At 45.7% G+C, this 22,385-nt stretch carries 25 protein-coding genes; 16 read left to right on the top strand and 9 right to left on the bottom strand.

Annotated features, from left to right (window positions below):
• The first annotated feature begins 129 nt into the window (after positions 1-129).
• From BXO87_RS08505 to BXO87_RS08470, 8 genes are all read left to right on the top strand, one after another.
• Entirely contained in the window at positions 130-1,455 is a 1,326-nt protein-coding gene (locus BXO87_RS08505; RefSeq protein WP_038460133.1) for a UDP-glucose dehydrogenase family protein, read from the top strand.
• A gap of 63 nt (positions 1,456-1,518) precedes the next feature.
• Positions 1,519-2,307: a YwqG family protein gene (locus tag BXO87_RS08500; protein ID WP_084191236.1), complete on the top strand. Its 789-nt coding sequence runs from the start codon at positions 1,519-1,521 to the stop codon at positions 2,305-2,307.
• A gap of 281 nt (positions 2,308-2,588) precedes the next feature.
• Positions 2,589-3,023 (top strand): coiled-coil domain-containing protein, encoded by a 435-nt coding sequence (locus tag BXO87_RS08495; RefSeq protein WP_007407544.1) that lies wholly within the window; start codon positions 2,589-2,591, stop codon positions 3,021-3,023.
• The gene (locus BXO87_RS08490; protein WP_007614257.1) at positions 3,023-3,283 is read left to right on the top strand and encodes a YwqI/YxiC family protein; all 261 of its coding nucleotides are present in this window, start codon (positions 3,023-3,025) and stop codon (positions 3,281-3,283) included. The genes BXO87_RS08495 and BXO87_RS08490 overlap by 1 nt, the downstream gene beginning before the upstream one ends.
• A 19-nt stretch (positions 3,284-3,302) precedes the next feature.
• Positions 3,303-5,450: a ribonuclease YeeF family protein gene (locus tag BXO87_RS08485; protein ID WP_038460131.1), complete on the top strand. Its 2,148-nt coding sequence runs from the start codon at positions 3,303-3,305 to the stop codon at positions 5,448-5,450.
• A 9-nt stretch (positions 5,451-5,459) separates the two neighbouring features.
• Positions 5,460-5,897, top strand: a complete 438-nt coding sequence (locus tag BXO87_RS08480; protein WP_038460129.1) for an SMI1/KNR4 family protein — start codon at positions 5,460-5,462, stop codon at positions 5,895-5,897.
• A gap of 170 nt (positions 5,898-6,067) precedes the next feature.
• Positions 6,068-6,322, top strand: a complete 255-nt coding sequence (locus tag BXO87_RS08475; RefSeq protein WP_228842197.1) for an SMI1/KNR4 family protein — start codon at positions 6,068-6,070, stop codon at positions 6,320-6,322.
• A gap of 26 nt (positions 6,323-6,348) precedes the next feature.
• Positions 6,349-7,065, top strand: coding sequence for an endonuclease V (locus tag BXO87_RS08470; protein WP_038460127.1), 717 nt, complete (start codon positions 6,349-6,351; stop codon positions 7,063-7,065).
• 87 nt (positions 7,066-7,152) lie between these two features.
• On the opposite strand, the gene BXO87_RS08465 is transcribed toward BXO87_RS08470, so the two are convergent.
• Positions 7,153-8,034, bottom strand: coding sequence for a LysR family transcriptional regulator (locus tag BXO87_RS08465; protein WP_038460125.1), 882 nt, complete (start codon positions 8,032-8,034; stop codon positions 7,153-7,155).
• Between the two features lie 122 nt (positions 8,035-8,156).
• On the opposite strand from BXO87_RS08465, the gene BXO87_RS08460 reads away from it, so the two are divergent.
• Positions 8,157-8,702 (top strand): flavodoxin family protein, encoded by a 546-nt coding sequence (locus tag BXO87_RS08460; protein WP_038460123.1) that lies wholly within the window; start codon positions 8,157-8,159, stop codon positions 8,700-8,702.
• On the top strand, positions 8,699-8,917 hold the full coding sequence (locus BXO87_RS08455; protein WP_017418770.1) for a hypothetical protein: 219 nt from the start codon (positions 8,699-8,701) through the stop codon (positions 8,915-8,917). The genes BXO87_RS08460 and BXO87_RS08455 overlap by 4 nt, the downstream gene beginning before the upstream one ends.
• A gap of 26 nt (positions 8,918-8,943) precedes the next feature.
• Here the strand turns inward: BXO87_RS08455 and chrA are convergent, their stop codons facing one another.
• The 3 genes from chrA to chrS are packed head-to-tail and all read right to left on the bottom strand — an operon-like array spanning position 8,944 to position 10,557.
• Positions 8,944-9,480: a chromate resistance efflux protein ChrA gene (chrA, locus tag BXO87_RS08450; RefSeq protein ID WP_038460121.1), complete on the bottom strand. Its 537-nt coding sequence runs from the start codon at positions 9,478-9,480 to the stop codon at positions 8,944-8,946.
• On the bottom strand, positions 9,477-10,067 hold the full coding sequence (chrB, locus tag BXO87_RS08445; protein ID WP_007407538.1) for a chromate efflux transporter subunit ChrB: 591 nt from the start codon (positions 10,065-10,067) through the stop codon (positions 9,477-9,479). The genes chrA and chrB overlap by 4 nt, the downstream gene beginning before the upstream one ends.
• Before the next feature lie 13 nt (positions 10,068-10,080).
• Positions 10,081-10,557, bottom strand: coding sequence for a chromate efflux transcriptional regulator ChrS (gene chrS / locus BXO87_RS08440; protein ID WP_007407537.1), 477 nt, complete (start codon positions 10,555-10,557; stop codon positions 10,081-10,083).
• Between the two features lie 207 nt (positions 10,558-10,764).
• Here chrS and ggt point away from each other — a divergent pair, with 207 nt between their 5' ends.
• The gene (gene ggt, locus BXO87_RS08435) at positions 10,765-12,342 is read left to right on the top strand and encodes a gamma-glutamyltransferase (protein WP_038460118.1); all 1,578 of its coding nucleotides are present in this window, start codon (positions 10,765-10,767) and stop codon (positions 12,340-12,342) included.
• Between the two features lie 7 nt (positions 12,343-12,349).
• Here ggt and BXO87_RS08430 read toward each other — a convergent pair whose 3' ends face one another.
• The 3 genes from BXO87_RS08430 to BXO87_RS08420 form a co-directional block, all read right to left on the bottom strand.
• Positions 12,350-12,640 (bottom strand): DUF4181 domain-containing protein, encoded by a 291-nt coding sequence (locus BXO87_RS08430; protein WP_046702387.1) that lies wholly within the window; start codon positions 12,638-12,640, stop codon positions 12,350-12,352.
• A gap of 204 nt (positions 12,641-12,844) precedes the next feature.
• The gene (locus BXO87_RS08425; protein WP_038460114.1) at positions 12,845-13,465 is read right to left on the bottom strand and encodes a flavin reductase family protein; all 621 of its coding nucleotides are present in this window, start codon (positions 13,463-13,465) and stop codon (positions 12,845-12,847) included.
• A 156-nt stretch (positions 13,466-13,621) separates the two neighbouring features.
• Positions 13,622-14,185 (bottom strand): CotG/ExsB N-terminal domain-containing protein, encoded by a 564-nt coding sequence (locus tag BXO87_RS08420; RefSeq protein ID WP_038460112.1) that lies wholly within the window; start codon positions 14,183-14,185, stop codon positions 13,622-13,624.
• 140 nt (positions 14,186-14,325) lie between these two features.
• On the opposite strand from BXO87_RS08420, the gene BXO87_RS08415 reads away from it, so the two are divergent.
• The 3 genes from BXO87_RS08415 (at position 14,326) to BXO87_RS08405 (ending at position 17,152) form a co-directional block, all read left to right on the top strand.
• Entirely contained in the window at positions 14,326-15,420 is a 1,095-nt protein-coding gene (locus tag BXO87_RS08415) for a CotH kinase family protein (RefSeq protein WP_076851310.1), read from the top strand.
• A gap of 122 nt (positions 15,421-15,542) precedes the next feature.
• Complete coding sequence (locus BXO87_RS08410) at positions 15,543-16,436, top strand: spore coat protein (protein WP_076851309.1); 894 nt, start codon at positions 15,543-15,545, stop codon at positions 16,434-16,436.
• A 41-nt stretch (positions 16,437-16,477) separates the two neighbouring features.
• Positions 16,478-17,152, top strand: coding sequence for a hypothetical protein (locus BXO87_RS08405; RefSeq protein WP_007407530.1), 675 nt, complete (start codon positions 16,478-16,480; stop codon positions 17,150-17,152).
• Positions 17,153-17,201: 49 nt separating this feature from the next.
• Here the strand turns inward: BXO87_RS08405 and BXO87_RS08400 are convergent, their stop codons facing one another.
• Entirely contained in the window at positions 17,202-18,533 is a 1,332-nt protein-coding gene (locus BXO87_RS08400) for an arsenic transporter (protein ID WP_012118610.1), read from the bottom strand.
• 195 nt (positions 18,534-18,728) lie between these two features.
• Positions 18,729-19,637 (bottom strand): acetoin biosynthesis transcriptional regulator AlsR, encoded by a 909-nt coding sequence (gene alsR, locus BXO87_RS08395; RefSeq protein WP_007407528.1) that lies wholly within the window; start codon positions 19,635-19,637, stop codon positions 18,729-18,731.
• Between the two features lie 156 nt (positions 19,638-19,793).
• On the opposite strand from alsR, the gene alsS reads away from it, so the two are divergent.
• Positions 19,794-21,506 (top strand): acetolactate synthase AlsS, encoded by a 1,713-nt coding sequence (alsS, locus tag BXO87_RS08390; RefSeq protein ID WP_007407527.1) that lies wholly within the window; start codon positions 19,794-19,796, stop codon positions 21,504-21,506.
• A 60-nt stretch (positions 21,507-21,566) separates the two neighbouring features.
• Complete coding sequence (gene budA / locus BXO87_RS08385; protein ID WP_003151318.1) at positions 21,567-22,334, top strand: acetolactate decarboxylase; 768 nt, start codon at positions 21,567-21,569, stop codon at positions 22,332-22,334.
• Positions 22,335-22,385 lie beyond the last annotated feature (51 nt).

The following is a 22,385-nucleotide window of genomic DNA, read 5'->3' as shown; positions in this document are numbered from 1 at the left end:
TATTATCAGCGGCCGGCACCGTTTTTTCCTATCATGACCTCAGGCTTCCGGCATTCAGCCGGCGCCGGGATCATATGATAATAACGGTAAGCTGCCCAGCAGCAATTTCTAAACGGTTGGGGGAACACGATGAAAATAACAGTGATCGGAACAGGCTACGTCGGTCTTGTGACAGGAGTGTCTCTTTCAGAAATCGGCCATGACGTAACATGCATAGATATTGACGAACGTAAGGTTGAGCAGATGAGAAAGGGATTGTCCCCTATCTTTGAACCGGGCCTTGAAGATATGATGAAACGAAATATCGGCCGGCATCGGCTGGCATTTGAAACAAGCTACGAAAAAGGGCTTGCGGAAGCGGACGTTATTTTTATAGCGGTCGGAACGCCGCAAAAAGAAGACGGGCACGCAAACCTTACTTATATTGAAAATGTCGCCGAACGGATTGCCGAACATATTTGTAAAGATGCGATTGTCGTGACAAAAAGCACGGTTCCCGTGGGAACGAATGACAGGATCAGCGAAGTTATTCAGTCACGGCTGAAAGCGGACGTGAACATTTCAATCGCCTCGAATCCGGAATTTCTCCGTGAAGGTTCAGCGATTCACGATACCTTTCACGGCGACCGCATCGTGATCGGGGCTGAAGACCGGCAGACGCGGGAAACGCTTGACCGGGTTTTCGCGCCGCTTGCGATTCCGGTATATCATACGGACATCAGAAGCGCTGAGATGATCAAATATGCGTCAAACGCTTTTTTAGCGGCAAAAATCAGTTTTATTAATGAGATTTCTCATATATGTGAAAAAGTCGGTGCGGATGTGGAATCAGTCGCACACGGAATGGGATTGGATAAACGGATCGGCAATCAATTCTTAAGAGCCGGCATCGGTTACGGCGGTTCCTGCTTTCCGAAGGATACAAACGCCCTCGTGCAGATCGCGGGACATGTGGAGCATGATTTTGAATTGCTGAAGTCCGTCATTAAGGTCAACAATAACCAGCAGTCCATGCTGGTTGATAAAGTGCTGAACAGGCTCGGCGGTGTGACGGGGAAAACCATCGCGTTATTAGGGCTGTCTTTTAAGCCAAATACAGATGATATGCGGGACGCGCCGTCCATTGTCATTGCGGATCGTCTGGCGGCTCTTGATGCCCGGATGACAGCGTACGATCCGATTGCTTCATTCCGGGCTTCCGGGCTGCTTCCGGCTGCGGTTTCCTATCGGGAGTCCATAGAAGAAGCCGTCAGGGGAGCGGATGCCGTCCTGATTCTGACCGATTGGGAACAAATTAAACACTTCCCGCTTGAAGCGTACAAAGAGCTGATGGAAACCCCGGTTATTTTCGACGGGAGAAACTGCCACTCGCTTGAGGAAGCGGAACAGGCGGGCGTGGAATATATCTCAATCGGAAGAAGAGCCGTCGTGCCTCAGACTGATTCTGTCACTTAAAAGGCCGGCGGTCCGCGCCGGCCTTTTATCATACAATCATTAGAGACGAAGGGGACATTAATCGTGGAAAACACATGGAAATTGCCGAAGCAAATGGAATCATCCCGCGGTCTGCTGGAAACGTCAGCACGGCCCTTTATCAAACTGCACGTCAAAAAAGCTGAAACGGGACGGTATGACAGTAAAATCGCCGGAGACCCCTATTTTCCGAAACATGAACCATACCCTGAAGATGAAAGCGGCAGGCCGATGAAACTTCTCGCCCAAATCAATTTTGCGGATATGCCCCGACTACCTGATTTTCCGGACACCGGCATTCTTCAGTTTTACATATCGGTCAGTGATGACGTATACGGTTTGAATTTTGACGACGGGTGCGCGCAAACGGGTTTCTGCGTTAAATATTTTGAACATGTGACAGCAGAAGAAGCGGAGCTCATGGATGATTTTTCTTTCGTTCAGGTTGAAGAGGAGTACGATTTTCCGATTCAATCCGAAGCGCTGATCACCCCTGAGCTGTCTGCTGAATGGGTGCTCCCGTCTGATTTTCAATTCAGGCAGTATGCCGGGATGGATGCCTTCGACTATTTCGAGCAGTTTGACGATGAGGTGTATGACGAATATACGGCGAACGCATTCGGCCATAAAATCGGCGGCTATGCGTCCTTCACCCAGGAAGATCCGCGGTCTTACTCCCATCAAAACCATACGATTCTGCTTTTGCAAATTGATTCAGATGATGACATTGATTCGATGTGGGGAGATGTGGGAATCGCCAATTTCTTTATCAGACCGGAAGATTTGAAGAAAAAAGATTTCTCAAACGTTTTGTACAACTGGGACTGCAGTTAACGACAGTATGATGATCATGATACAAGGCAAAGGAGACGGTTAATCACTGTCTCCTTTTTTTTTAGGGAATTTATCATGGATACATAGAGGAGATCAATGAATGGATATGCCGTTTATGTGAGTCTTTTGGCGTTAATGATGAGCATCTCGGCTGCTGAAAATAAGCCATTTAACCTATTTAAGCTGCTTTCTGTCTATTTTAAAATATAATATATGGAAATATAGTATGGAAAAGTCTGTGCTTTTTGTACGACTTTTTGCGTAAGACGAGGTGAAAACAGATGAGCCATTCAAGCACATTAAGCCATATTAACAGCACAATCAGCCATAAACTGGGCGAGGTTGAACACCAAATTGATAAATTAAAAGAAGCGAAAAGAGAGATAGAATCTCTGCAGGAAGAGGGCGTGTCTGAAATCAGAGACATCCTCAGGCCGCACCTGGATCATCATTGGACTGGCACTTTTGCTGAAGAATTTGATGACCGGCGCGATCAGGCCCATACAGAAGCATACAGAATCGTTACAGACAAATACGACGGTTATATTTACCGAATCGGCTTAAAGATGACACAGCTTGAAATTGAAAAAGGAGGGCTCCTTGCCGCCAGAAGCATCGCGAGAGAGGCAGAGCACCTGCTGACGCTGGGAGAAGAAGCCCTTGACACAGTCGGAGAAAAAATACAATCAATCAAAAGAAGCTGGAGTTGGTTTTAATGGCAGAAATAAAACTCAAATACGGAGCTGTCATGAAGCAGCTTGAATCCGTCAGCAGCGCTTTGGAGGCCGTTTCGATCGGGAACGCCGGTTCAAACGGAAAAAACAAGCTCGACTATACCTCCAAATACCAATCCCGCGAGGCAAAGCTTGTATCGATGATCAGCGAATACAAGCAGGCCGTTCATAAGAATATCGCGGACGTTAAAGACAACGTAGATTCTTTGAAAGAACAGGACGAGGCGATCGCCGTAAAATAACGAAAGAAAGGACTTGCCGATGAGCAAAGTGTTTGAATCACAATCGTTAACGGACGAAGCAGATAAGAGAAAGAAACAATACGAAGCCCTTGAAGAGCAGCTGCGTGCGCTCAAACAAGCCTTTCAAGGCGTGGCCGATCTGGGTGATGCTTTGAAAGGGAAAGGCGCAGACAATATAAAAGATTTTTTTCAGGGACAAGCGGAAATCGCCGACAGCTGGCTGACGCTTGTCTCTGCTCAAATTGCGTTTTTAAATGGTATTTCAGGTGACATTAAAGATCAAGAACTCAGCGATACATATGCGGAGACTTCATTTTTGGAGCATGAGCTGCCCAACGCGGATTTGAAAGCTTCAGAGATTGTCTCCGCTCATAAAGCAGAAATCGATTCAATTTTGTCAGGCATCAGCGATATTATTCATCTCGACACATATACGCTGGATGATTACGCTGATAAAATGGGCGATGCCCAGAAAACCAGACGCGATACGATCACGGCAGTCGATACGCTTGATGAATCCCTGACCGCTGAATATCAAAACTTAGAATCTCTGGACAACGCAGTGCTCAGCAAATATTCCGTTCTCATGCAGGCCACCAGCAACGGGAAAAGCGCATCCCCTATGTACTATGACAAAAAAGCCTTCCACAGCAATGAAATCTACAAAAGCGTCATGGCGACAGAAAAACAGGGAACAGACTATATTGACGCAAAAGCCCAGCAGGCCGAAGCAAGACGGCTTCAGGAAAAGGCTGAAGAAGAAGCCAATAAACCATGGTACGAAAAAACATGGGACGGTATCTGCAACTTTACCGGCGAAGTCACCGGCTATTATGATTATAAAAGAGCAGCCGAAGGCGTTGATCCGGTGACCGGAGAAAAGCTCTCCACTGCAGAACGCGTCACAGCAGGAGCGATGGCCGCCGCCGGATTCATACCGGTCGTCGGCTGGGCGGGCCGCGCTTTCAAAGGCGGAAAAGCCATTTACAAAACCGGAAAAACCGTCATTGCCGCAGAACATGCTTTAGATGCCTATAAAACCGGAAAATCCTTAGACATTCTCAAAATGACAGAAATGGGCGCATACGGCCTTGTCGCCTCAAACGGATTCACAGAAGCCGTCACAGGCCGGGATATGTTCGGAAACAAAGTGTCTGAGGAGAAGCGGAAGCAAGGGGCGCTGGAAGCTGCGCTGAGTTTGGTTGGAGCGGGCAGTCTGGCCAAATCGGTTGATCATAGTGTATCAATGTATCGAAATGTGGATAAAGGTTCGACAGTTAAAGTGAAACTATCAGATATACGACATGTCGTGAATCCGACCCATGTGAAAAAAGTAGCTCATCAAACCTATCAATCAGTTACAAAACGATCTTTATCGGTGATAGAATCAGCTGGTGAAACCGTACTTTTTGCGAAACAGCTGATGGGAACATTCCGAAATCAGCCAGCATACGCATATGCTAAAAGCAGCCACTATACTGAGAGTTTGATTAATAAAGAAGCTGTCAAGAAAGTCGCACAGTATCCAGTTAATTACCTAAAACAAGTTGCTAAAGACCATATTCACTATATTACACAAACAGGGAAGGTATTCTATGATGCCTCGTCGAAAGTGTTTCGCACAAGCGATGGAAAATTTGCGAAAAAACCGAAAGCAGATCATGTAGAAGAGCCTAAGGTGCTGAAAGTTGAGAGGCAAAAAACAGACGTTCATAGTGAAGGCACTAAAGCTACTGGTGAACTAAATAAAGACTTAGCGAAAGCATATCTCAGAGATATAGAAGCCAAAACTGGACGAAAGGTTTGTAAAGAGCAGATCGACCATATAAAAGAAGCTTTAAGAAATAATAACTATGAGAAATTAACACCAAAAGAAACAGCTAAGCATAGGAGCAAATTCACATCAAGTTTGAAAGATAGATTGATTGCAGAATGGGAAGAAAAAACCAATCAAAAGTGGCCTAGATATACAGAAGAGGTTTTTGATAAGCATGGAGAAGTTGCCCGAAGTATTGGTCAACCGTACGATGCCCATCATATCATAGAGAACAACTTTGGTGGCCCTCACGAATGGTGGAATATTCATCCGGCAAAATATCCGGATGAACACCAAGCGGGTATACATGGAAAGGGAGCACCATCAGGAAAACTTTTTCCAAGGAGGTAAAAATAGTTCATGGCTGAATTTGAATTTATAAATCATTTAGAAAATAAAACATATAAGGTACCTGAAGAGGATATATTAAAAGCTGAACAAAGAATGAACGTAGATATTCCAAATGATTTAAAACAACTATATTTAGAAGTCGGTTATGGTTTTATTAAAGGTGAAAGTGATAATGCAATTAATAGGATATTGGGGCCAGGGGCAGTAGCCGACATTAGACTAAGAGAAGGAATTTTTGAGTTTGACCCAGATTTAGATGAAATTTATGATGATGAAAATAAACTTATTTTTTTTGAAGTAAACGAGGGTGTTTATATTTCTATAGATTTACAATTGGAAAATAATCCAATATTTTATTTTGACACTCAAATAGCTGAATCGTTAGAGGATTTTTTTAAAAAGTTCCTCAATGATAACGAATATTATATTGATTTAATTGAGGATTAGACTTAAAAATTGGATAGTTAGAAGAATTAATTGACCTTGATTGGCTAGTGAAGCCTTTCAAGGTTTTTTACAAATGAATTGTTATTTTCTGTTTAAGATGACTTAAATGTCTGTTGGGCTATGAACCCGTCACAGGAGAAAAACTCTCCACTCAAAGGAGGTAAATAATTGTGAAATATGATTTTATTAAAACTTACAAGGAAAATACATTTTATCCGGTAAGCGAGAATGAAATTTTAGAAGTAGAAAATAAGTTGGGATCAAGGTTACCTTATGATTTGAGACAGTTTCTTCTAGAGGTTGGTTACGGCTTTCTAAAAAAATCAGAATATAATATTAATGGCATTCTTGGACCTGCTTCAATACGGAAGTTTTATTGCGTTGTATATCGAAATGAAGAACTTGAATTGAAAAGACGATTTTAGAAATGAAAACGAGGAAAACTAATGAAATGAAAATACATCAAATTCACGATTTTGATCTAAAAGATGAATCGGATTTTGTTCAAACACAACAATCCCTTATACATAAAATCAACCTATCCCCCGTCATCCATCCAGACTCCGTCAACACCTGCGCAGGCGTCGACCTCGCTTATTGGGAGCAGGACGGGGAACCGTACGGCGTATGCAGTATCATCGTGATTGACGCTGATACAAAAGAAGTGATTGAAAAAGTGCACAGCATGGGGAAAATAGGCGTGCCGTATGTTTCCGGTTTTCTTGCGTTTCGCGAGCTGCCGCTGATCATTGAAGCGGCCAAAAAGCTGGAGGCGGAGCCGGATGTGTTTTTGTTTGATGGCAACGGGTATCTGCATTACAATCATATGGGCGTTGCCACCCATGCGGCTTTTTTTCTGGGTAAGCCTACAATTGGGATTGCGAAAACCTATCTCAAAATCAAAGGCTGCGATTTCAAGATGCCTGAAAATGAAGTCGGCGCCTACACCGATATTCTCATTGACGGCGAGGTATATGGCCGGGCGCTTCGGACACGGCGGGACGTGAAGCCTATCTTCTTGTCTTGCGGACATAACATTGATTTAGAAAGCAGCTATCAGATCACAATGAAAATGATCAATCGAGAAAGCAGGCTGCCGATCCCTGTCCGTCTGGCTGACCTTGAAACGCATGTTTTGCGAACGTTTTATCGGAAAAATCACGTGTAACACTTGGGGCTCTGAGCCACCAAGTGTTTTCTTTGTATGCCTGGTGTCTGCTTTATTAAAAACTTTGTCGTCCTTGCAGATAGGTTTTTATTTGAATGTTTTTCGCGTCAAATCGATAAAAGCCTTTAATGGCGCAGACATCCACTTGTCCTTATGCCATGCTAGTTGAGTAAAAACAGGACATTCATTCTGCCAGTTGAGTTCTTTCATCCGTCCTTCGGCAATATCGTCTTTTACTGTCATTTCAGGCAATAGTCCAATTCCAAGTCCGGCCATCACGCATTGTTTGATGGCTTCTATGCTGACGAATTCTAATTTGTTAGGGTAGACTCCGGCGTCATGTAAAGTGTTCTCAAAGAGCGTGCGATATGAACAGCCGTCCTCTGTCAGCAGAAGGGTTTCGTTTTGAAGATCCTTCAATGTTGCTGGTGAGTCTGCTGGAAAAGGATGGTCATTGGCGGCTACCATTTTGATTTCGTCCTGAATCAAAGATTCAACGTGCAGTGCGTCTTCCGTCCGATTTACATCCAAAATGAAAGTGATATCAAGCTGGCCTTGTAAGAGCTGTTCTTTCGCTTGTTCGTTGGAAACATACGGTTTGAATATGAGCTTTACTTGAGGAAAAGCTTGTTTGAATTCTTTTATGATAGGCGGAAGGCGGTATGTGCACTGGCTTTCCGTCGCGCCGATTTTCAAGGTTCCGGTTGTTTCTCTTACTTGATTTGCGGCCATTTTTGCTTCTTCTGTTAACGCAATGATCTTCTCCGCATAGGATTTGAACGTTTTACCGGCTTCTGTCAGGATGAGCCGCTTGCCGAGCCGTTCAAATAAAAGAGTCCCGATTTCTTCTTCAAGTGATTTGATCTGAGAGGTAACGCTTGATTGTGCATAGTTAAGCATCTTGGCGGTTAGGGTGAAGTTTACATGTTCTGCTGCGGTAATAAAGGTGATCAGCTGCTTCAATTCCATATGTTCTCGCCCTTTCTAAATCGGTTTTGTCGATTGGAATAATCGAAATAATCATCTGTATTGATTGATAAATCCATTATATGATGAAGAAAATCATTCGTAAACAAAGGAGCAGATGCATCATGAAAATTGCGGTTATTCATGGCGGAACGAGGTCTGGCGGAAATACGGATATTCTTGCGGAGAAGGCTGTTCAAGGATTCGATACGGAGCACATTCATTTGCGGAAATATCGGATCCAGCCAATTGAAGATCTGCGTCACGCTCAAGGCGGCTTTCGTCCTGTTCAAGATGACTGCGATTCTATCATTGAGCGGATATTGCCGTGCGATATTCTTGTATTCGCCACCCCAATTTATTGGTTTGGCATGTCAGGGACATTAAAGCTTTTTATTGATCGCTGGTCACAGACGCTGAGAGATCCGAGATTTCCTGATTTTAAACAGCAAATGTCAGCGAAGCAGGCATATGTAACAGCAGTGGGAGGAGACAATCCTAAACTAAAAGGGCTGCCGCTGATTCAGCAATTTGAACATATTTTTCATTTTATGGGGATGTCCTTTAAAGGCTATGTGCTGGGAGAAGGCAATCGTCCCGGTGATATTCTTCACGATCATCAGGCGCTGAGCGCGGCGAGCAGCTTATTGAAAAGAAGTGATGCTCTATGAAGCTGCTGCTGGTTATCTCTGGTATGTTGATTCTTGCACTCTTTTTAGCTTGGAAAGCGCCGACTTCTGTTTGGATACAGGCTGAAACCAATTCGCCTCAGGTTCAGCAATTTGTGAGAATGGCAGGCGCAACGCTGCAAGTTAAGCAAATCATCAAGAGTGATGCAGGCGAAGAAACAGTTGTCATATCAAATGGTATTTCCGGGCCAAAATAAAAAAGCACCTGTCCAGGTGCTTTTCTTTATAAATGAGGAATCACAAGCCCTCCATACAAAAACGCCGCGATAATCAGAAAGGCCGGATGCATCTTGAATTTTGTCAAGGCAAGGAGGGAAATCCCCGCAATCACTATCGCTTGAACCCAGCCGATCGCTTTGATGCCGTCTGCGCCGATTTGCCAGGTAAGAATGAGCATCATGACGGCGATGACAGGCTGGACGGACAGCGTCATACCTTTGATGACGGGGGATTGGCGGAAGCGCTGAATGATGCGCAAGAGGACGATCAATGCGAGCGCCGACGGTACGACGGTGGCGATCAGCGCAATCAGGAACCCGGGCCACCCGCCTGCGCTGTAGCCTACATACGCCGCGATTTTGGTTGCGATCGGGCCCGGCAATGCGTTCGCAAGTGCGAGCATATTTGAGAATTGATCGTTTGAGAGCCAGCTGTATCTGGTGACGACTTCTTCAAACATCAGCGGGATCGACGCCGGTCCGCCTCCATATCCGAGTACGTTTGCGACAAAAAACGCCATAAATAAATAGATTATGATCATGAGGCCGACATTCCTTTATCTTTTGAACGTTTATTTGTGATTTTGTCCTTTAATTTAAAATGAAACGCGCCGTACGCCAAGAAAATGATAATGACAAAGCCGGGATTGATCTGCAGCGTTTGCAGGCCGATAAAAGCGATGATGAAAAACAGGATGCCCGTGACCCAGCCGAAACCTTTAAGCGCTTTTTGGCCAAACTCGTACGCCATAATGCCGAGCATTACCGCAATCACCGGTGTTACAGCACCAATCATGCCGGCAACAATTGCTGAGTGGCTTAAGACATTGACAGCGGCAAACAAGCCTGCCATAGCAAGACATGTAGGCAGAATGTGGGCGAGGGTTGCCAAGATTGCGCCTAACGTGCCTTTCAGCTTGAAGCCCAGATACGCAGCCATTTTTGTGGCAATCGGTCCGGGAAGCGCATTAGCGATCGCTAATATTTCTCCGAATTCATCATCATCTATCCATTTGTATTTATTGACGGCTTCATGGCGGATGAGCGGGATCACCGACGGGCCGCCCCCGAATCCGAGAATGCCCGTTCGGACCATCGCCGCCGTAATGTCCCAATAGGGATGTTTCATGGCTATGTCCTCCTTACAGCTTCATGCCCGTTCTGCTTTTATACCGTTTAATCAGCATTTGGCAGTCGACGCTGACGACGCCTTTTTGCGTATAGAGCCGTTTTGTCAAAAACTCTTCCATCTCCTGATCATTTGCGAAAATGCCGTGCATATGCAGCTTGCTCGGTCCGGTCATATGATAAAGGCTTGTCACGGCCGGCTCCTTTTCAAGCTTTAATGCGGTTTCCTCCAAATACTGCGGCTCCACCTCCACATTAAAAAACACGGACACATGGCGGCCGATTTTCGCCGGGTTGATGACAGCGGTGAATTTTTCAATCACGCCGGCATCCAGTAAATGCTGAATGCGGTGCTGAACCGCCACTCGCGACAGGTTAACCCGCTTTCCTACGTCTGTATAGGAAATCCTCCCTTCCTCGTGCAAAATCGAAAGAATCTGTTTATCCGTTTCATCAAGGACAAGATTCGGAATGCTGTATTCATGTTCCAACCCGCTTCACCTTCCTTCATTTGGTAGACATTATTGTATCATGAAACATTACGGTATGAAGAGAGAATTTTTTTGTTGTTTACGATGCGTAATAACTTGGAATCATTTCTTATCGAAAAGTAAATAGTGTGTGAGATTTTCTTTCAGGAATGTGGATGGCCGCGAAGCCGCTTTTTATAATTGAGAAAATTTGTAAAGGGGCTTGTCATGAATACTTCAACCATCGGAACGAAACAAATGGTCGTCAGTCCGCATTATCTCGCTTCTCAGGCGGGGGCCGGCATTCTGGAAAAGGGCGGAAACGCGTTTGACGCGGCAGTGGCGGTCAGCGCCTGTCTGGCAGTCGTGTATCCGCATATGACGGGTCTTGGCGGGGATTCATTTTGGCTCACTTACCATAAAGAAACGGGACGAATCAAAGCTTATAACGGGAGCGGACGTTCAGGGAAGCATGTGACGAGAGACTTGTATCGGGGCAGAGAAGCGATCCCTCTGCGCGGGACAGAAAGCGCCATTACCGTTCCGGGAATGGCGGACAGCTGGGATGCCGTGCTTTCGGCGTACGGGCGTCTTTCTCTCGCTGAGGTGCTGAAGCCAGCTCTTGATTATGCGGCAAACGGATTTCCGGTGTCCGCCGACCAGTGCGTCCACACAGAACGCAATCTCGCTCTTTTAGCCTCGACGCCTTACACCTCGGCCATTTTTACGAGAAACAAAAAAGCGCCCATGCCCGGTGAACGGTTTGTCCAAAAGGATCTGGCGGCCAGCTTGGAGCAGCTTGCCGAGAAAGGCAGAAGCGCTTTTTATGAAGGAGATCTCGCTCAACGCATCATATCCTTTCTGCAAAACAACGGCAGCCGTCTGACACTTGATGACTTTAAAGCCCACCGCGGCGAGTGGGCGAACCCGGTATCCTCCGATTACCGCGGGTGCAAAATCTATCAGGCTCCGCCGAATTCACAGGGCTTTACAGGCTTAATGACGCTCAATATATTGGAAAACTATGATTTTTCTCAGATCGAACACGGTTCCTTTGACTATTATCATCTGCTGATCGAGGCGCTGAAGAAGAGTTTTCAGCACCGGAATGAAGTGCTGACTGATCCGGCATTTTCTCATATTCCGCTGGATCGGCTGCTTGATAAACGGTATGCAAAGCAGCTTGCGGAAGAAATCGGTAACGTGGCTGCGCCGGCGGTAAGCCGGCCGGTCGGAAGCGACACAGCTTATGCCGCCGTCGCCGATGCGGAAGGAAATGCCGTTTCCTTTATTCAGAGCCTCTATTTCGAGTTCGGATCTGCCGTTACAGCGGGAGAGACGGGCATTCTGCTGCAAAACCGCGGGTCATTTTTTTCGCTGGACGAATCCCATGTCAATACACTTGAACCCGGCAAGCGGACGTTCCACACCCTCATGCCGGCGATGGCCTGTAAAGAAGGAAGGCCGCGCATCCTGTACGGAACCCAGGGAGGAGAAGGCCAGCCGCAAACTCAGACAGCGATGATTACGCGCATCATTGATTACAAAATGGACCCCCAGCAGGCGATCAATGAGCCGCGCTGGGTCTGGGGACGGACATGGGGAGAGGAGTATGAAGGGCTGAGGGTTGAAAGCAGAATCAGCCCTGAAACGAGAGAAGCCCTAAGGCAGAGCGGCCACCGCGTCGAGACCGTTGGTGATTTTGACGGGCTTATGGGCCATGCGGCAGCGATCGTCATTGATGAAGAAGGCTTTCTCCAAGGCGGTGCCGACCCGCGCGGCGACGGAGCGGCCGCAGGAGTATAGAGCTACGCTAACTGATGAAAAAAATAAGCACGCCAAGCGCGGCAGAAAGACCCGCGTAAAACGAATCGTACACATATTGCTTTTCCTCCCGCCGGTGCCGCCATTCCATTATGCCGGTGCAGAAAAATACCATGAAAACAACTCCCGCAAATACGTACATTTCATTGAAAAAATTCACCGCTGCGATGCCCGTAATAAGCAGTGTGATTTCGATTAATCGATGTGTGCCGTTTATCGGCTTCTGCTTTTTAGCAGGCTTTGGCAAATTGAGAACTTTGACGGCAAATACTTGAAACATAAGGCTGAGCAAAATAAATACGGCTGAAAAAATCAGTAACTGTCTGCCTCCTAAAAATGTGTCACTCGTTTCATACGGGTGAGAAGCTTGTAAGTTTCGCCATTCTATAAGACATTAGGCTGAGTTTAATGGTAAAAGACTCAAAAAGACCCCCTTTGAAAGGGGTCTTTTTGACTAGTTTCTTCTATTATAATGGTTCCTGCTTCAGGTCGGGCGGACAAGCGTATATGTCTTCCCGAGTCTGACGTATTCATTCCCCGCGAGCCTTGCCGCAGGCTTCAGCTCATCTGTCCGTATGTAGCCTTTATCGGCGTCATATACTTGGTCATTCAAATGAAAACAAACGACTCTGCCGATGATGAGGTCTGTCGTCGTTTCTCCGCTGTCATTTTGGAACGTGAGATGGCGTTCGAGTATACATTCAAACCTGACTTTTGCTTCTTTTATACCGGGAACGCTGATGCAAGCGCTGTCTGTCACAGAAAGGTCTGTCATGCCAAGCTCACTGACATCAGGATCAAGCCTTGCCGCCGTTTTGTTAATGTCTTCAATAATGGATTCATCACTGACGTGCACCACGAATTCCCGATGAGCGAGTGCGTTTCTCGCGGTGTCTTTCTGCCGACCGTCCGCGCGGCTGACTGAGATGGCCAGAAGCGGCGGTTCTGCGGAGACAACGTTATAGAAACTGAAGGGCGCCGCGTTTACGGCGCCGTTGATGGATGACCGCGTAGTGACAAATGCGATCGGTCGGGGAACGACTGTGCCCGAAAGCAATTTGTAAGTGTCTTTTGCGTTCAGTTCGTCTGCTCGTAAGATATGCATGATTTCGGCCGCCTTTCTTTATCGTATGACCTGATTATACAGAAAGAAAATCCGGAAACACAACAAAAGAAAACCGGCTGCATATCTTATCACGTGGCATATATCTGATTGAGGAAAAAGGCTTCCGTTTAGCCGGCAGCCTATTTACGAACGGTGTTACTTGTAGTTTTTCTTTACAACCCAGATGTTCCCGTCTTTCCAGTACTCTGTTTTGCTGCAGTAATCGTCTTTTTTGCAAGGGTCTTTTTTATGAGGACGATAAGGTTTTTTCTGCGTGCGTTTTTTCTTGCGGCGGCATGATTTTTTGTGGCTGCGAGATTTTTTGTGAGAACGGCAAGATTTTTTACGGCTGCGAGATTTTTTGTGAGAGCGGGACTTTTTATGGCTGCGGGATTTTTTGTGGGAACGGGATTTTTTATGGCTGCGAGATTTTTTGTGAGAACGGGATTTTTTATGGCTGCGAGATCTTTTGTGAGAACGGGATTTTTTATGGCTGCGAGATCTTTTGTGAGAACGGGATTTTTTATGGCTGCGAGATTTTTTGTGAGAGCGGCACGATTTTTTATGGCTGCGAGATTTTTTGTGAGAACGGGATTTTTTATGCTTGCGAGATTTTCTCTTCTTACTGCTTTTTGGTTCTTGATACAAATAATCTTCCAATCCCTCGGTGCTTGCGGACTTTACTGCTTCTTCGATATCAGAATGGGAATAGTGGCCCATTTTGAAACCTCCTCATGATATATGTTTTAAGGATGCGATCCTTACTACCACATAGTACGCATGAATGAAAAAAGTGTATGTGTGATTCGCTGAGTTTTATATAAAAAGCACAGCCTAAATTAATACAGGGAGGTTTACCGATGAAAGACCAATCAACATTGCCTCTATACCAGCTGTTTATTCACCCGAAAGACTTAATGGAGCTGAAAAAAGACATTTGGGATGATGATCCGGTGCCCGCGGTGCTGAGAGTGAATCAAAAACGGCTTGACATTGATCTGGCGTACCGCGGCTCTCATATAAGAGATTTTAAGAAAAAATCGTATCATATCGCTTTTTATTCGCCGAAAACATTTCGCAGGGCGAAAGAGATACATTTAAACGCTGAATACAAAGATCCGTCGATGATGCGGAATAAGCTGTCTCTCGATTTCTTCGCGGAGCTTGGGACGCTGTCACCAAAGGCGAATTTCGTAACCCTGCAAATCAATGGCAGACATGAGGGGGTGTATCTTGAGCTGGAGTCAGTGGATGAATATTTTCTGGCGAAACGGAATTTGGCGGACGGCGCTGTTTTTTACGCGGTTGATGACGACGCCAATTTCTCCCTCGTCAGTGATCTGGAGCGGGATACGAAAACATCGCTCGAACTTGGTTATGAAAAGAAAACGGGAACGAAAGAAGACGATTTATACTTGCAGGATATGATCTATAAAATTAATACCGTGCCGAAGTCAGAGTTCAAGGGGGAGATCGTCAAACACTTGGACGCCGATAAGTATTTGCGGTGGCTTGCGGGCATCGTGTTTACCTCAAACTACGATGGATTTGTTCATAATTACGCTTTGTACCGGAATCATGAAACGGGACTTTTTGAAGTCATTCCGTGGGATTACGATGCGACGTGGGGAAGAGACATTCATGGTGATCGGATGGAGGCCGATTATGTCAGAATACAAGGGTTTAATACCTTGACTGCAAGGCTTCTGGATGAACCGTATTTCCGCAAAGCGTACAAACGGCTTTTGGAAGAGACGCTTCAGACCCGGTTTACTATTGAACATATGAAGCCGAAGGTCATGTCACTGTATGAGCAGATCAGGCCGCATGTCGCGAAGGATCCATATAAGAAAGAAGAGATTGATTGCTTTGACCGGGAGCCTGAAGTGATTTGCGAATACATTAAGGAGCGGTCAGCCTTCATCAGCAGTGAGCTAGAGCGGTGGAATACCTGATTTGGGAAAGAAGCAAGATTTTTTACAAATAGGCTGGTGAATCAGTTCCCGAAAATAATCGTGATACGTATATATGCATTATGCTTTTTACATTATGAGAAAAATGACTAGGAGGACAATAGATGAAACGCAATACGAAGCGGCAGCGGTCTGATGACAACTTTTTGCATGCGATGGAAGGAAAAGTAATTACTGTCTACCGGGGAGGCCCGGAGTCCAAGACAGGGAGATTAGCAGACATTCAATCGGATTATATCGCTCTTCAGGTTGATAATAAAATCGTTTATTATCAATGGAAACATGTGAAAAGTGTGACGGAAAATACGAGTGAAACCATATCGCCGGCCGAAGCGGCAGAATGTGAAAAAGCTGATGATTTTCAAGACCTGATCAGCCGGATGACCAATCGCACGGTGCAATTGAATCAGGGAGGTCCGGAATCGAAAAGAGGAAAGCTTCACGAAACAGGGGATGATTTTCTCGTGCTGGAAACGGAAGATGACGGAATTGTATATTTTAACGCCGACCATGTCAAAAGCATCAGCGCGGAACAAGAAGAGGACGGCCAAGAGGAGGAGCGCCCGGAATTTGAAATGGCTGATGATTTTCACGGCATATTTAAACGCCTGATCCACAAATGGGTATCCATCAACCGCGGAGGTCCTGAAGCCGTTGAAGGTATACTTGTGGATAATTCCGACGGCCACTACACTCTTGTGAAAGATAAAGAAGTGCTGCGGATCTATCCTTTTCATATCAAGAGCATCAGCGAAGGGGCAAAAGGAGCAGCTAAAAAAGAGGAGAATAAAGACGACGAGAATAAAGGTGAGAAAGAGAGCGCCGAAGAAGAAAAGCCGCATGAAGAAGAATCACGCGAAGAGCAGCGTACTTCCTCTAAAAAGTCGAAAAGATCATCAAGATCCGTTCGATCCTCAAAACGGGAGGAAGAGAACTCTTATAGCTACGCCACTGTATTAAGGACAATAGATTATCGGTGGAAACACGGCCGTAAATGATTGGAAAGATTGTCCGTAAACGCGGGAGAGGGGGGAATGAAATGGCTGGATTAAGCAGATTTCTGGATAAACAAGTCGATATTGAGATATCGGGGAATACGACATTTTCAGGAACTCTTTTGGATATCGGTCAGGATATCATTGTGATTCATGACGGCCGGACGTTTCTTTATATTCCGCTGCTGCATCTTCAGAGGATGACATTGACGCTCCCGGACGAAGAGAATAAAGAACCGTACGCAAGAAAAAAAAGTCCGCATCCCGAAAAACAGGAACATTCCTTTTCTTACCGGAATACCCTCCAGCATATAAAAGGCAGATTCACAGAAATATTTGTTACGGGAGACCGTTCCATTCATGGGTATGTGACAAGTGTTTTAAATGATTATTTTGTTTTCTTCTCTCCGGTTTATAAGACTCTTTTCATCTCGATGCATCATTTGAAATGGCTGACACCCTATTCCGATGAGCAGACGCCGTATACATTAAACAGTTCAGAGCTGCCGGTTGTTCCCGCTAATGTGCCCCTTGTCCGGAATTTTGAGGAACAATTAAAAAGATATATCGGGAAGCTGATTATTCTGGATTTAGGAGATATACCGAATAAAGTGGGGCTGTTGCAGGATGTCTCAGATAATATTCTTGAATTGACCAATGCAGACGGCGATACTGTTTTTTGGAAATTGAATCATTTAAAAACCATGCACCTGCCATAAATGATAAAACTGCCTCTCTTATACAGCAGGCAGTTTTTTTTCATGGGAGCTAAAGGTAAATCCAACTGATCCAAACATATAAAACGGTAATGGTAAACACGACAGTGAGAGGGACAACGATAATGGTCGTTTTGATATATTCTGACCAAGAAACTTTTTCGCCGTGCTGTCTGATGATATGCATCCAGATCAGCGTGGCTAATGTCCCGATCGGCAGAAGCAATGATCCGATATCACTGCCGATAATATTAGCCAGATAAATGATTTTTACGGTTAATGGGTCGATGGACATTTCAGTTAAGGTCAAAGTGCTGATCATTAAGGCGGGATGGTTATTGAACAAATTAGAGAGGACGGATGTAGCAATGCCCATAATAGATGCAGCGTGGGCAATGCTTTGTGAGACATAAGGCTCAATAGACTGAACAAGCAGCGCCGTCAGTCCGATATTATGCAGTCCGTAGATGATAATGTACATCGTGAAGGCAAAAATAAAGATATGCCAAGGCGCTTTCCTTAATAAATCTGCCGGTCCGATTTTTAAATAAAACCATCTCCAGCCAAGCAGGATGACTGAACTGATGACAGCCACGAGCGAAACGGATATGCCGTTGTAAGAAGCTGCAAACAGACTGATCCGGACGAACAATACAAATGCCAAAACACAAAACATGATGTTCGTACGGCTGTTTTGGGTCGGGTCTGGCGGAGGCTGAAGCGGATGATATCGTTTGTGTTCCAGCGAGTCAAAATGAACCGGAATATCGGGGAGCTGTTTCGGCAAACGGCGGTAAAAAACGGCAAACAGCAGAAAGGCCATAAACACCAGTCCCAGCGTGCCGGGGATAAACATCATATTGGTGTACAAATAAAGGTCCATGCCTATCATTTTGAGAGAAATTAAATTGACGATATTACTGACGCCGATCGGGGTGCTTGCGGCTGTCGCAATTAATACGCCGCTTATTAAATACGGTGTTTTCTGATGTCTTTTAAGTCCGAGATATTGTAAGACCAATAGTAAAATAGGAGTGGTGATTAAGACGCTGCCGTCATTATTCAGAAAAAGCGTCATTGAAAAACAGAGCAGGTTGGTCAGCCAAAAAAGCCGAATGCCCGATCCCTTGGCGCGGTGAAGCAGTTTGGCCGCCGCCCAGTTAAAAAAACCGAAGCTTTCCAGCGCGATTGCCATAATCATTGTGGAGATAATGGTTATTGATGCTCCGGTGACTTTTGACCCTATATCCCCCAAATCATGAAAGGAAACGGTTCCGCATAACAAAACGAGAATGGCGCCCAGCGACGCCGGAACGGCTTCATTTAATCCCCCGGGTCTCCAAAATATAAAAATAATGGTCACAAAGAAAGAAATCAGGGTCAAAATGACGGTAATATGTGTAATGTGTTCTGCCTCCTTTTAGATGGGTCATTGCCGCCCCGTTATTTTTATCCCTCCTGATCAGTTGTACTGTATGTATACGGGTACAGGTCGTAAGGTGTACTGAGCGTTTCTACCAATTTAGTAAAAATCCATAAAAGCACAAAAAAAAGAGGCTGCTTTCGGCGGCCCTCTTTTTTATGCATTTTCCTTATCCGCCTGCAATAAAGCCTGGCGTTTATTCATAATATCCAGAAAATGTTTCAGAATCGGATTTTGATTATCCTTGCGGTAGGCAATGACCCATTCGGCCGTGAGCTGCACCTGATTAATGCCGCGGTAGGCGACTTCGAGATTAAACAGCTTTTTAGCAGAAGAAGGCACGAAGGTTACACCGATGCCGGCACTAACCAATCCGATCACCATTTGATACTCCGTCGCTTCCTGAACGATTTTCGGTTTGAAGCCCGCCTGCTCGCAGTAGTTTACAAACTCTAGGTATAAAGTCGGCCATGTTTCTTTCGACAGTGTGATAATCGGTTCATTTTTTAAATCCTGAATGTCGATTGTCTGTTTAGCGGTAAGCGGGTGCTGCTTCGGCAAGGCCAGAATGCACGGACTGCTCTGCACCTTTTCCATATGTAACGCGGAATGCTGTAAAGGCGGATGAAGGATGCCGATATCAATGTTCCCCTTCAGAAGTTCTTCCTGCTGTCTGAAAGAAGAAATTTCACGCAGATCAAGCTTGACGGAGGGGAATTTTTCGCGGAATTCCCGAATGATCGGCGGCAGAAATTCATATGTGGCCGAGCCGACAAAACCGACGACAAGGCGGCCGAGCTCTCCCCGCGCCGTTCTCTGCGCCATTTCAATCGCTTTGTCTATTTCTTCGATCGCGTTTCTGCTGTGTTTTAAAAAACTTTCTCCGGCAGCTGAAAGCTCTACAACCCGTTTCGTGCGCTTTAATAAGGTCACGCCGACTTCCTTCTCAAGCTGTTTGATCTGCTGGCTGAGAGGCGGCTGTGTCATATTTAACCGAAGCGCAGCTTTGCCGAAATGAAGTTCTTCGGCAACGGCAATAAAGTATTGAAGATGGCGAAGCTCCATCCTTATCCATTCCTTTCTCTTTGTTAATTATTCGTGAAACATATTAATCATACGGCGAATTGATATTGGAGGTCAATTTCCAAAGAGTGTATAGTGAATAATATCACAAATTACTTAAAATTTTATATTTAATATGCATAATAAGGAGTGAGGGTGTTGGCAAAAGCAACAAATGAACTAAAAACCTCTGGAAAAAATCGGGGGGCGGAGCTTGTTGTTGATTGCTTAGTGGAGCAAGGTGTCACACATGTTTTTGGCATTCCGGGTGCAAAAATTGATGCAGTATTTGATGCGTTAAAAGATAAAGGACCTGAACTGGTTTTATGCCGTCACGAACAGAACGCTGCATTTATGGCTGCGGCTGTCGGAAGACTGACTGGAAAACCAGGCGTTTGTCTCGTTACTTCAGGCCCGGGGGCATCCAACTTGGCGACCGGCTTGTTAACGGCTAATACAGAAGGTGATCCGGTAGTGGCGCTGGCGGGTAACGTAATTCGCGCAGACCGGTTAAAACGGACACACCAATCATTGGACAATGCGGCGCTATTTCAGCCGATTACAAAATACAGTGTAGAAGTACAGGAAACAGGGAATATACCAGAAGCGGTAACAAACGCCTTCAGGGCAGCGTCAGCAGGTCAGGCAGGCGCGGCTTTCGTGAGCTTTCCGCAGGATGTTGTGAATGAAATCACAAATGTGAAAAACGTACGCAGCGTGCCGGCGCCGAAACAAGGCCCTGCACCGGAAGAAGCGGTCAGCGCGGCTATCGCGAAAATCCAGACGGCAAAACTTCCCGTTCTGTTAGTCGGCATGAAAGGCGGAAGACCGGAGGCGGTAAAACAAATCCGCAAACTGCTTGCCAAAACAAAACTGCCTTTCGTAGAAACGTACCAAGGGGCCGGCACATTGTCCAGAGAGCTGGAAGACCAATATTTCGGCCGGATCGGACTGTTCCGCAACCAGCCGGGCGATCTTCTGCTTGAACAGGCGGATGTCGTATTAACGATCGGTTATGATCCGATTGAATACGATCCGAAGTTCTGGAACGTAAACGGTGACCGTGCTATTATCCATCTTGACGAAATCCAGGCCGATATCGATCATGCCTATCAGCCGGAATTAGAATTATTAGGCGATATCGCCGCTACGGTTAAACAAATTGAACACGACGCTGTGACATTTGATATGGGCAGCCGTGAACAAGAAGTGCTGAGCGAATTAAAACAGATGCTCACAGACAGCGAGAAGGCGCCAAGCGACCATAAATCCGACAGAGTGCATCCTCTGCAAATCGTCCAAGAACTGCGCAATGCAATTGATGACGACGTAACCGTCACTTGCGATATCGGTTCTCACGCGATCTGGATGTCCCGCTACTTCCGCGCTTATGAGCCGCTGAAACTGTTGATCAGCAACGGCATGCAGACATTGGGCGTAGCGCTTCCTTGGGCGATTGCCGCCACATTGGTGAATCCGGGTGAAAAAGTCGTATCCGTTTCAGGAGACGGAGGATTCCTGTTCTCTGCAATGGAATTGGAAACGGCAGTCCGCTTAAAAGCGCCGATCGTTCACCTTGTATGGAATGACAGCACATATGATATGGTCGCATTCCAGCAAATGAAAAAATATAACCGTACATCATGCGTAGATTTCGGAAACATTGACATCGTAAAATATGCAGAAAGCTTCGGCGCCACCGGCTTGCGCGTTGAGTCACCGGAACAGCTGGCAGACGTGCTGCAAAAAGGCTTGAACACAGAAGGTCCTGTCATCATTGACATTCCTGTCGATTACAGTGACAATGTCCATTTATCAAGCGACATGCTTCCGAAGCAATTCAAAGAAAAAATGAAAGCAAAAGCTCTCTAGCACTCTGCGCACCATGACCTGTTTTCTAAAACAGCCCAATTTAAAAGGAGTGAAGGGAATATGAAAAACGCAAGCGACATCCATATGATGAGCCGCGGAGAAAAAGGCTCACCTGAGGATCAGATCTATCAAGTATCCACCATGACATCTCTGCTGGACGGAGTATATGACGGAGATTTTGATATGGCTGACATTCCGAAGTTCGGTGATTTCGGAATCGGCACGTTCAACAAACTGGACGGCGAATTAATCGGATTTGACGGCGAATTTTACCGTCTGCGCGGCGACGGAACGGCTACGCCTGTTAAAGGCGGAGACCTGTCACCATTCTGCTCATTCACATTTTTCACGCCGGACATGACGCATACGATCGACGGCGAAATGACCCGTGAAGAATTCGAGCAGGAAATCGCCAGCCTTCTGCCTAGTAAAAACTTATTTTATGCGATCCGTTTAGACGGCGTATTTAAAAAGGTGCAGACAAGAACGGTAGAACGCCAGGAGAAACCGTACGTTCCGATGATCGAAGCGGTGAAAACACAGCCTGTGTTCAACTTTGACGACATTCAGGGTACAATCGCCGGCTTCTGGACGCCGGGTTACGCAAACGGCATCGCTGTTTCCGGATATCACCTGCACTTCATTGATGAAGGACGCAATTCCGGGGGACACGTGTTTGACTATGTCATTAAAGATTGTAAAGTGACCATTTCTCAAAAAATGAATATGAACCTCAAGCTTCCGAATACGGCGGACTTTTTCAACGCAAATTTAGATAATCCGAATTTTGCGAAGGATATCGAAACAACCGAAGGAAGCCCGGAATAAAATAAAAAAGAAAGCCTCATTTTTCTCGGGGGCTTTCTTTTTATTTGGCTG

This window comes from Bacillus sp. GZB, assembly GCF_001975995.1.
Classification (GTDB): Bacteria; Bacillota; Bacilli; order Bacillales; family Bacillaceae; genus Bacillus; species Bacillus velezensis.
Note: the sequence above shows the minus strand (reverse complement) of the source record. Positions and strands in the feature narration are given on the sequence as shown.